Origin of the sequence: uncultured Gilvimarinus sp., from assembly GCF_963975215.1 — a bacterium.
Classification (GTDB): Bacteria; Pseudomonadota; Gammaproteobacteria; order Pseudomonadales; family Cellvibrionaceae; genus Gilvimarinus.
Map to the genome: position 1 here is coordinate 1 of NZ_CAXBFW010000022.1, position 13,822 is coordinate 13,822.

A 13,822-nucleotide genomic window follows, 5' to 3' on the forward strand; every position below is an offset into this window, starting at 1 on the left:
CTCGCGCTCAAATACCACCTCACGCCCCTGCACGCTGGAAGACTTTTTCGCGTTAGGCGCTCGCATCACCAACTGACTGCGGTTGCCCACCTCGTTTAAATCAATATCCAACCCCTCTAAATAGGGCAAGCTGGGTTTATCCAAGCGCAATATTAAACTGCCCTTTTCCACCGTAAGATCGGTGGCCACCTCTTCTCCCGGGCGGCAATAAGCCAAACAGGTTTCTGCTCGCGGCGTTCCCGGCTGGTTCACGAAAACACGTACAGCCTCTACGCCCCGACCATGCAGTAGATCGATCAAGTAGTCACGGGCGGCATCAGAGATTTGGAGCTTGGGCTGCATAGAGCATCCTAATAATCGAAAGGTCAGAAAACGCCATTATACCACCGAGAGCTACGACAAAAAATACCCGACTAAATTAGTCAACTATAGCGAGATCGAACCCTCATACCGGCATCGGGCGCTGTTAGCGGTTGACTTTAAAAGCCGTTGCGGTAATCTCCGCCTTATTAGCCGCGTTTTCTACCCCTTTTATGAGCAGTATTTTGCAATTTCTTATGTGGAGGCTTACACCTCTCTTCCCCCTATAAAGAGTGCGTTTATAGCACTCGGTACTCTATCGTCCGTTTTTGTCAGCGCCTACACAGGCAAACGCTGCCCTTTTAAAACCAAACCACAACAATACGCCCTTTAAAAGCTGCGCTTAACGGGCCGTTTTTTTCTACCTAACCCAGATATCAGGAGGCACCGTCATGGGCGTCAAACCTAAAATCATACTTACCCGAAAAATTTATAACAGCCTGTCGGCGCTGATTGATTCAGCGCCGGAAGACGCCATTACCGAGCAATTATTGGATGAGCTGGAACGCGCTAAAATCGTGTCGCCACAAAAATTACCCGGCAATGTGGTTACCATGCACTCCACCGTGACCTTTACGGTGCAATCGACGCAAAAAACCTTTACCTATGAACTCGTCTACCCAGCCGAGGTCGACAACAGCGAACATAAGTTATCAATTTTAACGCCGGTGGGAAGCGCCCTAATTGGCATGCAAGAGGGGGCAGAAATTGATTGGCCAATCGCTAGCGGTAAAAAAACCGTCGTACATGTCGAGAAAGTGGCTCCGCCGGCTGCACTCTAGCGTCTAAATTCTGTGCTACATTTTATCGACTCACCACACTTGCGACAGGAACCAACTATGAAACTTGAATCACTGGCTCTGCACTGCGGTTACGACTCGGATCCCACCACCAAAGCGGCGACGACCCCTATTTATCAAACCACGTCTTTCACCTTTGACGACACCCAGCACGGGGCCGATTTATTTGATTTAAAGGTAGAGGGAAATATTTACTCCCGCATCATGAACCCCACCAATGCGGTGCTGGAGGCCCGCGTAGCCGCCATGGAGGACGGCATTGGTGCTCTGGCACTTGCCTCTGGCATGGCAGCTATCACTTACGCCATTCAGTGTATTGCCAGTGCCGGTGACAATATCGTTAGCACCAGCCAACTGTATGGCGGCACCTACAACTTGTTTGCCCACAGCTTTCCACGCCAGGGTATTGAGGTTCGCATGGCCTCGTTTGACGACTATGACAAACTCGATAGTTTAATAGACAGCAACACCAAGGCCGTTTTTTGCGAGTCTATCGGCAACCCGGCCGGCAATATAGTCGACATAGAAAAACTCGCTAATATCGCTCATAAGCACGGCGTGGCCTTAATTGTCGATAACACAGTCGCCACCCCGTTTTTATGTAAACCCTTTGAGTACGGCGCCGATATTGTAGTGCACTCGCTCACCAAATATATTGGCGGCCACGGCACCACCGTAGGTGGCATTATTGTCGATTCGGGCAAGTTTGACTGGGTCGGTAATAAAGCGCGCTACCCCATGCTGAATGAGCCCGACCCCTCTTACCACAATGTGATCTACACCGAGGCCTTGGGCGAGGCGGCTTTTATCGGCCGCTGCCGGGTAGTGCCGTTGCGCAATACCGGCTCGGCACTTGCGGCTCACAGCGCCTTTTTAATTATGCAGGGGTTAGAGACGCTGGGCATTCGCATGGAGCGTCACTGCGACAACGCCCTGGCGGTTGCCAAACACTTACAGGCGCACCCTAAGGTAACTTGGGTTAACTACGCCGCTCTGCCCGACAGCGCCTATCAGCCACTGTGTCAAAAAATTACCGCCGGGCGCGCATCGGGGATTTTAAGCTTTGGCATTAAAGGCGGTAAAAGCTCGGGGGCGCAGTTTATCGATGCCTTACAAATGATCTTACGCTTAGTCAACATTGGTGACGCCAAGTCGCTCGCCTGCCACCCGGCCAGCACTACGCACCGCCAGCTCAGTGACGATGAATTAAAATCGGCGGGAGTTTCAGAAGATCTGGTGCGGTTATCGGTGGGGATTGAGCATATCGACGATATCTTAGCGGATATTGATCAGGCTCTTGATCGAGTCGTCTCAACCTAAAAGAACAGTTATAGCCCTGTTACCGGTCACTAAAACCTCTGGCGAAGTCAACCACCCGAGGTTTTAGCAGCCCAAACCCGGACGATTAATCGGCTTTACTCCGGTCGTCGCCGCTCTCAGGGCGCGTACAAAGCCAAAACAAAACGCTCACCATCAGCCCGATTAACAACACCTTTACCCAGGTGAAAATCGCGGACCAGAAAATTAAAATTGCACTGATGCTCATCATCGCGGCAGCGGCATACTTTGCCTGCCGGGGCACAGCCCGGTGGTTCTGCCACTGCTTTATGGGTGGGCCAAACTTTGGATGGGTAAGCAACCAGCGATTAAGCTCGGGCCAACCATGGCTGGATGCCCAGGCCCCCAGTAACAAAAAAACGGTGGTCGGCAGGCCGGGAACAACGGCACCCACTAACCCAAGGCCGACAAATACTAACGCGAGCACGCGCCAGGCGAGGCGAACTAACATAATAATGTTGCCATACAGAGACTCGCCCAAACGGCCTTTTTAAACGTAACCTAAACAGAAAAGCGGTGAGCGGCAACAACCGCACGTGGTGCGCGAGCAATACACCGCCTAGCCGGCTGTTGAAAAACGTAGGCGAGGCCGCCGATGCAAGGCAAAAATGACTTAAAAAGCGGAGTTTACACGTAGTAAATGAGCATTTTGAGGCCTTTTTAACACCGCAGCGGTAACGTAGGTAGTTTTTCAACACCTGGCTAAATAACCGACACCCGATCAGTATACCGTAGCCAAATACTATTCTCAGTACCGTGGCGCAATGTGCGCGACTAAAATGTGGCGCCTAAACGGCCGAATCACGCCCACCCGCACCTGCGCAAAATATCAGCCCCCTAAACAATTATTCACACCGCGCAATATACGAATCATATATAATTCGCATATTCACAATGAAAGAGTACAACCACTATGGGAATCGTAAAAGTATCCGATGAGCTGCACGATGAGTTGCGCCACGCCAGTGGCGTGATGCAACGCTCGATTAACGCACAGGCAGAGTTTTGGCTAAAGATTGGGCGGCTGGCGGAGCTGAATCAGGATAAAACCTTTGCCGAGCTCATCCGGACAGAGCTAACACGGGGCAGCCGCGATGAATGAGGTTATTTTAAAATCGCCCGAGGCGTTGGCCAAAATGCGTCGGGCCGGCGCGCTGTTAGCCCAAGTGTTTGCCGAGCTGGATAAACGCATGCTAGAAGGCGTAACCACAATGGCCATTAACAACTGGGCGGAGCAGTATATTCGCGAGGCCTTAAACGCGCGCCCGGCGAGCCTTGGGCAGTACGATTACCCCTACACATTGAATGCTTCACCCAACTTTGTGGTCTGCCACGGGTTTCCGACCGATAAACCGCTCAAAAGTGGCGATATTGTTAATATTGATATCACGCTGGAAAAGGACGGCTACATTGCCGACTCCAGTAAAATGTACTGCATCGGTGAAGTCACCCCGTTAGCACGCTCACTGGTGGACGCGACTTATCAGGCACTGTGGCGCGGTATTAACAGCGTTAAACCGGGTAACACGCTAGGCGATGTAGGTTACGCGATAGCCAGTTACGCCCAACAGCACGGTTTTAGCGTGGTAAAAGACTACTGCGGCCACGGCATTGGCCGGCAGATGCACGAGGGCCCTAACGTATTACATTACGGCAGCCCGGGCAGTGGCTTAGTTCTGCAAGAGGGCATGACCTTCACCATCGAGCCGATGATTAACCAAGGCTCGGCTAAAGCCAAAACCTTAAAAGACGGCTGGACGGTAATTACCCGGGACAAAAAATTATCGGCTCAATGGGAGCACACCCTAGCCGTCACCGCCGATGGGGTTGAGGTGCTCACACTCAGAGACGAAGAAGCTCTCATTTAGTAACCCCTCACCCAGCAGCTTTCTTTTAATAATTAGGCAAATAGACACCACCCTCGGCTAGTACATTATCAGTGGGGCAGCGAATACATCCACGAAACTATCCTTACGGCCCTTTGTCCTAGCTACGCTGCCCCACAACCGAGTGCGTAACAATGGCCGTCGACATGGATAAGCGACAAACCTGCCCGCCAGAACAGCTCCCTGACTACTCATTCGAGCTTTTGGCCGACCTACCTACAAAACCGACTCGCCCCAAGGTTGACCGCACTTTGTTAACCGCAGCCGCGATTGTCTCGGCGCTGCTCCACCTAGTGGCGCTTTACCATTGGCCGGCACCGCGCCCTACGAAACTCAGTAACACAGAGCTTCATAGCACGCTACACCTAACCCTGCGTAGGCCCGCGCCGACCACTAAAACCGCCACCGCAGCCAACCACACAACACCGCTAAAAACTCCCGAGCCAGACGTCACCTCACCTGACAAGAGCCAAACCCCGGCTAAACCGCCGCAACCCAAAACCAGGTTAAATACAGCGGTCGAGGATACGCCTGCCAACGCGACCACGCCAGCGGCACCGGCTTCTGGCACGATGGTAAAAAGAGCAAACAACCCGGCAATATTTAACCCGCGGCTGCAACAAAAGGTTAACGCTGCCAAAGCAAAACGCTTGCGACTACACAGTAACCGCACAAATAACGACAGCTGGCAAAGTGCTCACAATACCACGGTGCTCGAGTTAGACTCTGGCGGTTGCCTAAAAGCACAACAGAAAAAAAGCCGGGGAGTAGCGCAAGATTGGTATATGTCGGGTTGTAACGGCAAACAAGATACCGGAGAGAAAATACTAAGCAATATGCAGCAAGAGCTGGATAAGCGCTAACCGTGCAGCAGGATTGCGCAAACGCTTTGGCCCCGCACCCTACCCCTTAAATGGCACAATAAAAAAGCGCAGAGCCATTATGGCTCTGCGCTTTTTACGTACCTATTTTGCGTACTATTTAAACACCTACCATTCATCCGGTAGGTTAAGCCTAGTCTCGTTATTCGCCGGCTGCGACCTGAAATGTCGCCGCTTTGCGATCGCCGGCCGAGTCAGGCTTGGCCAACACGAGTGCCCCGTCTTTTACCATAAGGTATTGCGCGCTGTCGCTGCGCGAGCGGAACGAGCTTAAGTCGCCGTTGCTAAGACCGTTTACCTCTTCAAAGGTTGCCGCCTGAGCAAAACTGTCACTACCGTCGTGACGCTCGATGCTCAGCTTGCCCTCGTCGGCGATTAAATAATAACCCATACGGGTTTCTGGCTGAAACGACACCGTGTTATCACCGGCCAACAAAGGCTTGATGTGCCACAGGGTTTGCCAGCGCTCGTCGTTTTTCCACGCCGCCAGACTCACCTCACTACCGTCGCCGTAACGCAGGTATTGCTCGGTGTCGGCATAGCTTTGCAAGGTTTGAGCTACGTCACTAATACCAGAGGCCGTTGGCGTAATTTTAGCGATAGTACCATCGGCGTTGTAGTGTAAGGGCTCAATCGATACCGAGCGGCGAAAGTTTCCGCCGGTAGGTAACGCGGCGGTGTGGTAAATAAAGTAGTCTTTATCGTTTACCTCTAAAATCGCCTGGTGGCTGGTGCCGCTGTCTTCCAAAGTGTCCATCAGCACGCCCTTAAACTCCCACGGCCCGGTGGGGCTATCACTCATGGCGTAGGCCAGCTCTTCGGGGTAGTTCATGGCAAAGGTCAAATAGTATTGGCCGTTTTTCTCATGCAACCAAGGCGCCTCGGTAAAGGGGCCGGGAATACCCTCAATCTGCAGCTGATGGATTTTACCGTCAAACTCAATCATATTGTCTTTAAGTTTGGCGTAATACAGGTGCGAATTGCCCCAATACAAGTAGGCTTGGCCGTCGTGATCGACAAATACCGACGGGTCGATATCATCCCAACTGTGGCTGTGCTCGATCATATGCGGCGCCGGGTCGGTCTCACTCGGATCCAGCAATGGTTTACCCAAAGCATCTTTCCAGCCAGTGACCGGATTATCGGATACCGCCACACCCAGGGTATAACCGCCCAACGAATCCTCCGGGTCAACCCCGCGCACGGTGGTGTACCAATAGAATTTACCGTCATGCTCAATCGCCTGAGACGCCCAGGCGGAGTCTGCCTCAGCCCACTCAAAAATAGTGCGTGGCACCTCGCCCTCAAGCGTCCAGTTATCAAGGTCATCGGTATCGGATGAGTAAATATTCCACTCGCGCAGCACAAAGAAATCCCCCTCTGGGGTAGCCTCATCGTGGCCTACGTACAAATACACCTTGCCATCGTGTACGAGCGCGGCCGGGTCCGCACTAAAACGCTCTTTAATCACGGGGTTGTCGGCCAAGGCGCCCGCCGCACAGCTAAGGCCTATCAGGGTTGCGCCTAACGAGCGCGTAAACGATGTCAACATGGGGTTCTCCTAGTCACTATTCTTCTACAATAAAACCATATTGAAAATATAATAATACAATTAAGCCAAAAGAATCCAGTAACTCCGGCTAACGTTAGGATAAGGGAATTGAGGGGACAGTTTCTGGGCGTCATACAGGGTGCTGTGGGGCCGGAGACACGATTGCCCCCAATGACCGATTAAATGGTTACAGTGCCATATGCAGCAACGGATACGGCTTCCCTGGACCATCGATGGGTGAGCGCCCCGTTACCGTAAAACCAATACGCTGGTAAAAGCCTATTGCCTGCTCATTCTGCTCGTTACCATCAACCCTGGTCCCTCCCTGACGGTTGATAGCACGAAGCGCTAATAAAGCACCCACACCCTGACGCCGCTCACCCAATGCAACAAACAACATTTCGATATTGCTATCATGGACGCCACAAACCCCCTGTATCTCACCACCGCGGTCTTTGGCACACCGTAAATCAACAGCGTCAAAATACTGCTCTAAAATCAGCGATTTTAAGGCCTGCAGATCCTCTTCCGCCAAGAAATCATGGGTTGCCCTTACCGATGCCTCCCAGATATCAAGAAACCTTAGGTGATCTACTTTTTCTACGGTCTCAATATTCGTCGTGTAAGCGGGTGGTTAGCTTGGCTCGACGTGAAGTAAGGCTTTTTATATAAGCATCAATATCCGCTTCAGAGTAGCCCAGCAAGCGGCCAATATCGCGCTCTAACTGGATGGGGTTGGCGGGCTTATTAAGCGTTGCTAACACCAACGACGCCAAGTGAGGCGCCTGCTCTTGATAACCGTCGCGATAATAAATATACCCGATTAACTCAATCTCGCTGTCAGGAAAAAGCTTGCCGGCGTTAAATACCCATTCAAGCGCGCCCACCGATTGCGCCAAAGGCAAAACATTGTCCGGCAAACCATCGGAGAAAAACAAAATTAAATGTTTCTCACCGGTAGCGAATAACGCACATTCTCGGCCTTCGTGCGGTCCGACCTTCCCCATCGCTAGCGACTCTGAGAATAGGCGATCGCGCGCGAAGCCGCTTCACTTTCACTTAGCAGTAACGATAGCCCGAGCAACCCCCAAAGAAACACCTCGACCAGCACCACAGCCCTACTCCCTTTAGTCGAAATGCACAAATTAACGCGATATGCTAAACACTTAAACGTGACGTTTATGTCTGAGCGTAACGCTTGGCAAGCACCTGATAAACCGCTTTAGAAAAATCATCAGCTGCAGCATCCAAAGCGTCAACCACCTCAACCAAATGCTCATTATCTTCGCGGCCATCGGCCCAAATTTTACGGTAGCTGCCGTCTTTGTAGCCGTTATCCTGCCGAAAAAAGTTAAGCACGTTTTTGCCCACGTAACGGCGGTAAAGCTCGGCGTAGCTCATGTTAACGCCGGCCATTAAGCGGCCGAACAACTCCAGATGAAACCCCTGACCGTTAAGGGTGGCGGCGGTAAAGGCCTCTACATCTAAACGAAAATCCGGCTGATCGGTCGTAATATCCAACTCGTGAGCGACTTTATCGGCAATGTCATCAACGCTGGCGCCGCTCTCTAACAGAATACTTAAACCAAAATGCCAAATGTCGATAAGCTCCAGCGCCACTTGCTCGGTGTCGGGCGTTTGGTGTTTCCACCACTTCCAACCAAAGTGGTCCATCAGCTCGCCACACTCGATCCATATGGCCCGGTACCAGGCGTTGCCCTGCTCGCGCCACGCGGGGTGCACTTTGCTGTTCATATCGTCTTGTAGCTGCAGCATGGCGCGGGTTTGTTGTTTGACGGTTTCCAGTGACACGGGTAAATCCTCGGTATTTTTTAACGAGCGTGTTATCTAATAAGGCGTTACTGCGGGCGGTAGGCCTGCGCGCGATTAAACAAACGGTAAAAGTTCTCGGTGGTGATTTCGGCCAGCTCCTCGTAGCTAATGCCTTTTAGCCCGGCGACAAACTCGGCCACCTCGCGCACGTATTGCGGCTCGTTGGGCTTACCGCGATACGGCACCGGCGCCAAATAGGGCGAATCAGTTTCGACCAGCAAGCGATCGAGCGGCATATTACGCGCAACCTCTTGCAGCTCTTTGGCGTTTTTAAAGGTGACGATACCCGACAGCGAGATGTAGTAGTTCATCTCCATCGCGGCCTGAGCCATCTCCCAGGATTCGGTAAAGCAGTGCAACACCCCAGCATGCTCGGGGTTGCCATGGGCTTTGATTAAATCGAGGGTATCCTGACGCGCGTTGCGGGTGTGCACCACCACCGGCAGCCCCACCTGCCCGGCTACCTCCAAGTGCAGCGCAAAACTGGCCTTTTGCTCCTCGGTACTGTCGGTCTCGTGGTAGTAATCAAGACCCGTCTCGCCGATGGCGACTACTTTATTGCGCCCGGCCCATTGGGTTAGTTGCTCGCGCGTCGCGGTGCCGGCCGAGACATCGCAGGGGTGCACCCCCACCGAGGCCAAAACCGATGGATTTTGCTGGGCGATTTGAATCACTTGCTCGACATTATCCAGGCTGATGCTGATGCACAGCATTTGTTTAATGTCGCGCGCGTGGGCGGCGGCAAGAGCTTGCTCAAGCTGGCCGTCGTAGGGGTCGAGGTTAATTCTGTCCAGGTGGCAATGGGAGTCCACTAGCATATTGTCACCATATTCTATGTGAGTTTGGGTTGCAGGCGGCCGGGAGCGCCGTGTTACATGGTGTGGGTAGGCCTATCTGATTCGAGCGAGCCTGCCAGATAGTTTTCGATTTTGGTTACAGCGGTATTGTCTTCGTCGGTAAACTGCACGCCAATACCGGCCGCACGGTTGCCCTGAGCGCCTTTAGGCGTCACCCACACCACCTTGCCGGCCACCGGGATTTTCTCGGGTTCATCCATTAGGTTGAGCAGCATAAACACTTCGTCGCCCAGTTTATAAGGCTTGTTGGTGGGGATAAACAACCCGCCATTTAGCACATAGGGCATATACGCGGCATAGAGTACAGCTTTGTCTTTAATGGTCAGTGAGAGAATGCCATTGCGGGCGCCACCAAGTGCTTGCATAGAATCTATCCGATCAATAAGTGCCGGTTAAGGCCAGCTTAATTGTTTATATGTTTACTTTGTTCACCAAAGGTAATGGATAAGCCCCACTGTGTCCAGCGCGCACGGCGCGCCTGCCAACGTGGTGCCCCTAGCCCAAGCCAGCCGCCATTAGTTTAATTCGTCGGACAGTAAACCGATCGATAGCGCGTATTTAAAGGCGGGGTTAAAGCTCATAATGGTACAAAAGTTACGATAGACGATATAACCACGGTCATCGCCTTTATCAGCCAATACCAGCGCGGCCGGGATCGATACGTCGGGCAAGTCCGAGCCATCGGCACGGCGCACCCCAAGCTTTTGCCAGTCGCTCAGATCGCGCCACACGCCCAGGCTTTTAAAGCGTTTGCAGTCGGCATCTGGGGTTAAACCGGCGGCCTGCTCGGCGGGCAGGCTTTGCTCACCGCCAGCGGGTAAAGTAACGGGCCGACCCCACGTTTGATCATCGCGCCAGCCGCGCACGCTAAAGTAGTTGGCAATAGAGGCAAACACATCGGCGTTGGTATCCCAGATATCGCGTTTGCCGTCGCCGTCAAAATCCACCGCGTACTGCTGGTAGCTTTCGGGCATAAACTGAGATTGCCCCATGGCGCCGGCCCAGGAGCTTTTTAAGTGTTCGTAGGTGGGAAAACCACTGTCGAGCATATCCAGCGCCGCTAAAAATTGCTTGCGAAAATACGGCCCGCGACGCTTGTCGTAGGCAAGCGTGGCCAACACATTAAAAATGGGCTCTTTAATGGGGAAGGTGCCGTAATTGGTTTCCATCCCCCAAATAGCCACCAAAAAGCGCGGTTGCACGCCGTACTTTGCCGCCACCTGGTTGAGCACCTCGGCGTTTTCCGCCATGAGTTTGCGGCCGGTGGTAAATTTCCAGTCACTTAAACGGGCACTCAAGTAGCTGTCGTAGGTTTGCACCACTTCAGCCTGGTTGCGATCGGATTTAATAATACGCTTTACCGGCGGGGTAATCTCCGAGAAGGCCTGCTGCAAGGTTTGCTCGCTAATGCCGCGGGTTTTAGCCTCTTGGTAGAGCTCATCCAGCCACGCCTGAAACTCCGGATCGGCAGCGGTGCTTTCGGCCGGCTCGTTGGCGTTTGCCAAAGCGGACATTAACCCAAACGACAAACCCAGCAGCAGTAGCCGGAACAGACATGGGAGATTTTTTATCATAGCAATAACTCATTAACCAAGGGGCTGAAAGCAAGTAGCCAAGTTACATTATCATAGCGCGCCGAATTTTTGTGGGTGGCAGTTCAGTAATTTGCCAACAAATGTAAAGCCCAGCGAAACGGCCTCAAAGGTGCCCTAGCCTGCCCGGGCGCGCAACAAAACGCCCCAGTCCATCAGCAGCTCTTCTAACAAAAGCTGCACATTGGGGTTGGCACCACTGTTAAGCAGTTTTTTACTGTGCAGTAGTTTTTCCTGAAAGCGGTGCAGCAAGCTCGGGGAGATCCCCTTGAGCACGGCCGTTAGGCCGGCATCGATATCGACAAAGCGCGCCCGCTCGGCCCCCACCTGCCAACAGGCTAAATCGTGCAGCCAACCACTAAACCACTCTAAAACAGCGCGGCCGTCGCCTTTTTGCCAACCGGCGGCAACGCTTAGCGTGTCTGTTTGCCCCAGTGTTAACTGGATAAGATCGGTGCTCCAGCGCTCGCGCTGATCAAGAGCGTCGCCCTCCAGTAAATCCCTTGCCGCCAATGGCGCGCCACGGCTAAGCGCCAGCAGCTCGGCCGCGCTATGGCCCGAACCCGACACTAGCGGGGTGAGCCAGTGCAGGCTTTGTTCGTGCGGGGGGATCGCCATGGTGCGCAACTGACAGCGGCTGCGGATCGTGGGCAACACACCACTGGGCGTATCGCTCACTAAAATCAGTAACGTATCGGCCGCCGGCTCTTCCAGAGTTTTAAGCAGCGCGTTGGCCGCATTGCTGTTCATGGCTTCGGCGGGCATTAAGGTCACCACTTTGTAGCCCGACTGTTGGGCCGTTTTACCCTGCGCCTCGGTCAGCGCCCGAACATCATCCACCCGAATCGCCTTGCCCGGCTCGGCAGGGGCCAGCTGAATTAAGTCCGGGTGGGTGCCGGCGCGGTTAAGCTCGCACGATTTGCACTTACCGCAGGCCGATTCAGACACTGGCCGCTGGCACAAAACGTACTGCGCCATCGCACGGGCAAGATGCCGCTTGCCCAAACCGGGCGAGCCCGCCAACATCAACGCATGGGGTAAACGATTGTCGCTAAACTGCTGTATAAAGCCCTGCCAAACCTCTTGTTGCCAAGGATACGGCAGCGCCGGAAAATCACTCATGGGTTACATCATCCAAACTTGCGAGAGCGCAGCTTATCAAGCGGTGACACGTTTGGCGATAATCGCCCTTGTGTGAATGGGCATCTCTGGGATAATGACGCCACACCCGCTTGCCGAGCTTCGCTATGACCCGTATTTCACCCCCACCAACCGTACCTCTGGCGTATCACGATGACGCCTTTATTGTTGCCAATAAACCTTCTGGCTTGCTCACAGTGCCGGGTCGGGGGCCCGAGAAACAAGATTGCCTGATCAACCGCTTGCTGGTAAACCATCCCAACAGCCGTATTGTTCACCGTCTGGATCAGCCCACCTCGGGGCTGGTGATTGTGCCGCAAAGCTACGAGGCGCTGCGCCACATTGGCCGTCAGTTTGAAACCCGAACCGTCAGCAAACGCTATACCGCTGTGGTGGCAGGCTTGGTGGCTCAGAACGAGGGATCGGTCGAGCTACCGTTGATTTGCGACTGGCCCAACCGCCCGCGGCAAATGGTGGACTGGGATAACGGCAAAAAAGCCCTCACCCATTACCGCGTCTTAAGCCGCGATAGAGCCACTCAGCAAACCCGGCTAGCCCTAATACCGGTAACCGGCCGCTCGCACCAGTTGCGGGTGCATATGCGCGAGCTTGGCCATCCTATTTTGGGCGACACTTTGTACGCCCCCGCGTCCGTTATTGCCGCCAGCGACCGGCTGTTGCTGCATGCCGAATATATCGAATTTGCCCACCCCGTGACCGGTGAGCCTGTTGTCATTGAAGCGCCAGCGAGCTTCTGATGACACAAATAAGACGCCCTGAGACTGGACGATGGATGTGGCGATTCCCCAGCTTACCGGCCCAGCTCGGGCTCGCCGATCAGGCGTGTCAGGCAGAAATCGATATCGCATTGCACTTGCGTTAGCGCCCGTCCGGCATCCACCTGGGCATAGCGGGCCGGGTTAGCTTCGGCCCGCTCGCGGTACGCCTGGCGCACGCGGTTGAAAAACGCAATGTCCTCGCGCTCAAAACGGTCTAGCTCGGCTCGGGCGGCGGCGCGCTGCAAACCAAGCTCGGGCTCGATGTCCAGCACTAAGGTCAAATCCGGGCGCAACGCCCCCTGCACTAACTGTTCAAGCTCACTTATCACCGTTTTATCCAGCCCACGGCCACCGCCCTGATAGGCATAGGTGGCATCGGTAAAACGATCACACAACACCCATCGGCCCTGTGCCAAGGCGGGCTTCACTAGCTGCTCTAAGTGTTGTGCGCGGGCGGCAAACACCATAAGCAGCTCGGCCTTGTGAGCCACCGGTTCGTCACGGGTGGCCAACAATAATTCACGCAGCTGCTCGGCCAGGGGCGTGCCGCCGGGCTCGCGGGTCACCAGCACGTCAATACCGCGGGCCGTTAGCCAATCGTGCACAAAGGCTAAGTTCGTACTTTTACCGACACCTTCCGTGCCTTCGATGGTTATAAATTTTCCTGCTGCCAAGGGTTTATCCGCCTTTCTTGTCAGTATGTTGCAAGCATTTGCTTGAGCTTACCCCAAGGGCAAGGTGCAAAGTAACGCTGCTGTGCAGTCTACACAGTGCATTCACCACAGGCGAGACGAGCACTCGAAA

17 protein-coding genes are annotated in these 13,822 nt (G+C 53.8%); 6 read left to right on the plus strand and 11 right to left on the minus strand.

The features are described from left to right. A partial coding sequence (locus AAC019_RS13315; protein WP_339899477.1) for an iron-sulfur cluster assembly accessory protein occupies nt 1-342 on the minus strand: 342 nt, incomplete at its 3' end. 410 nt (nt 343-752) lie between these two features. Here AAC019_RS13315 and rnk point away from each other — a divergent pair. Both rnk and AAC019_RS13325 read left to right on the plus strand, forming a co-directional pair. Beyond that, nucleotides 753-1,142 carry a nucleoside diphosphate kinase regulator gene (gene rnk, locus AAC019_RS13320; RefSeq protein WP_339899478.1) on the plus strand — a complete coding sequence of 130 codons (390 nt, stop codon included), beginning with the start codon at nt 753-755 and terminating at the stop codon, nt 1,140-1,142. 57 nt (nt 1,143-1,199) lie between these two features. Continuing rightward, nucleotides 1,200-2,480, plus strand: coding sequence for an aminotransferase class I/II-fold pyridoxal phosphate-dependent enzyme (locus tag AAC019_RS13325; protein WP_339899479.1), 1,281 nt, complete (start codon nt 1,200-1,202; stop codon nt 2,478-2,480). Nucleotides 2,481-2,565: 85 nt separating this feature from the next. Here the strand turns inward: AAC019_RS13325 and AAC019_RS13330 are convergent, their stop codons facing one another. Next, nucleotides 2,566-2,949: a YbaN family protein gene (locus AAC019_RS13330; protein ID WP_339899480.1), complete on the minus strand. Its 384-nt coding sequence runs from the start codon at nt 2,947-2,949 to the stop codon at nt 2,566-2,568. Between the two features lie 462 nt (nt 2,950-3,411). On the opposite strand from AAC019_RS13330, the gene AAC019_RS13335 reads away from it, so the two are divergent. From AAC019_RS13335 to AAC019_RS13345, 3 genes are all read left to right on the plus strand, one after another. Next, entirely contained in the window at nt 3,412-3,600 is a 189-nt protein-coding gene (locus AAC019_RS13335) for a ParD-like family protein (protein WP_339899481.1), read from the plus strand. Continuing rightward, on the plus strand, nt 3,593-4,366 hold the full coding sequence (gene map / locus AAC019_RS13340) for a type I methionyl aminopeptidase (protein WP_339899482.1): 774 nt from the start codon (nt 3,593-3,595) through the stop codon (nt 4,364-4,366). The genes AAC019_RS13335 and map overlap by 8 nt, the downstream gene beginning before the upstream one ends. Before the next feature lie 164 nt (nt 4,367-4,530). Further along, complete coding sequence (locus AAC019_RS13345) at nt 4,531-5,247, plus strand: hypothetical protein (RefSeq protein ID WP_339899483.1); 717 nt, start codon at nt 4,531-4,533, stop codon at nt 5,245-5,247. A 160-nt stretch (nt 5,248-5,407) separates the two neighbouring features. Here the strand turns inward: AAC019_RS13345 and AAC019_RS13350 are convergent, their stop codons facing one another. The 8 genes from AAC019_RS13350 to AAC019_RS13385 form a co-directional block, all read right to left on the minus strand. Continuing rightward, nucleotides 5,408-6,817 carry a family 43 glycosylhydrolase gene (locus tag AAC019_RS13350; protein ID WP_339899484.1) on the minus strand — a complete coding sequence of 470 codons (1,410 nt, stop codon included), beginning with the start codon at nt 6,815-6,817 and terminating at the stop codon, nt 5,408-5,410. Between the two features lie 187 nt (nt 6,818-7,004). Continuing rightward, entirely contained in the window at nt 7,005-7,352 is a 348-nt protein-coding gene (locus tag AAC019_RS13355; protein ID WP_339899485.1) for a GNAT family N-acetyltransferase, read from the minus strand. A 73-nt stretch (nt 7,353-7,425) separates the two neighbouring features. Continuing rightward, nucleotides 7,426-7,824 (minus strand): hypothetical protein, encoded by a 399-nt coding sequence (locus AAC019_RS13360; RefSeq protein WP_339899486.1) that lies wholly within the window; start codon nt 7,822-7,824, stop codon nt 7,426-7,428. Nucleotides 7,825-7,996: 172 nt separating this feature from the next. Then, nucleotides 7,997-8,593: a dUTP diphosphatase gene (locus AAC019_RS13365; protein ID WP_339899553.1), complete on the minus strand. Its 597-nt coding sequence runs from the start codon at nt 8,591-8,593 to the stop codon at nt 7,997-7,999. Between the two features lie 83 nt (nt 8,594-8,676). Beyond that, nucleotides 8,677-9,468, minus strand: a complete 792-nt coding sequence (locus AAC019_RS13370) for a TatD family hydrolase (protein ID WP_339899487.1) — start codon at nt 9,466-9,468, stop codon at nt 8,677-8,679. Between the two features lie 53 nt (nt 9,469-9,521). Beyond that, on the minus strand, nt 9,522-9,872 hold the full coding sequence (locus AAC019_RS13375; RefSeq protein ID WP_041523574.1) for a PilZ domain-containing protein: 351 nt from the start codon (nt 9,870-9,872) through the stop codon (nt 9,522-9,524). 150 nt (nt 9,873-10,022) lie between these two features. Next, the gene (locus AAC019_RS13380; protein WP_339899488.1) at nt 10,023-11,081 is read right to left on the minus strand and encodes a lytic murein transglycosylase; all 1,059 of its coding nucleotides are present in this window, start codon (nt 11,079-11,081) and stop codon (nt 10,023-10,025) included. Nucleotides 11,082-11,216: 135 nt separating this feature from the next. After that, a complete protein-coding gene (locus tag AAC019_RS13385; protein WP_339899490.1) occupies nt 11,217-12,221 on the minus strand; it encodes a DNA polymerase III subunit delta' in 1,005 nt (334 codons plus the stop codon). 125 nt (nt 12,222-12,346) lie between these two features. Between AAC019_RS13385 and AAC019_RS13390 the strand changes: the two genes are divergently transcribed. Further along, a complete protein-coding gene (locus AAC019_RS13390; RefSeq protein ID WP_339899492.1) occupies nt 12,347-12,997 on the plus strand; it encodes an RluA family pseudouridine synthase in 651 nt (216 codons plus the stop codon). A 53-nt stretch (nt 12,998-13,050) separates the two neighbouring features. Here the strand turns inward: AAC019_RS13390 and tmk are convergent, their stop codons facing one another. Next, nucleotides 13,051-13,692, minus strand: a complete 642-nt coding sequence (gene tmk, locus AAC019_RS13395) for a dTMP kinase (RefSeq protein ID WP_339899493.1) — start codon at nt 13,690-13,692, stop codon at nt 13,051-13,053. Between the last annotated feature and the right edge of the window lie 130 nt (nt 13,693-13,822).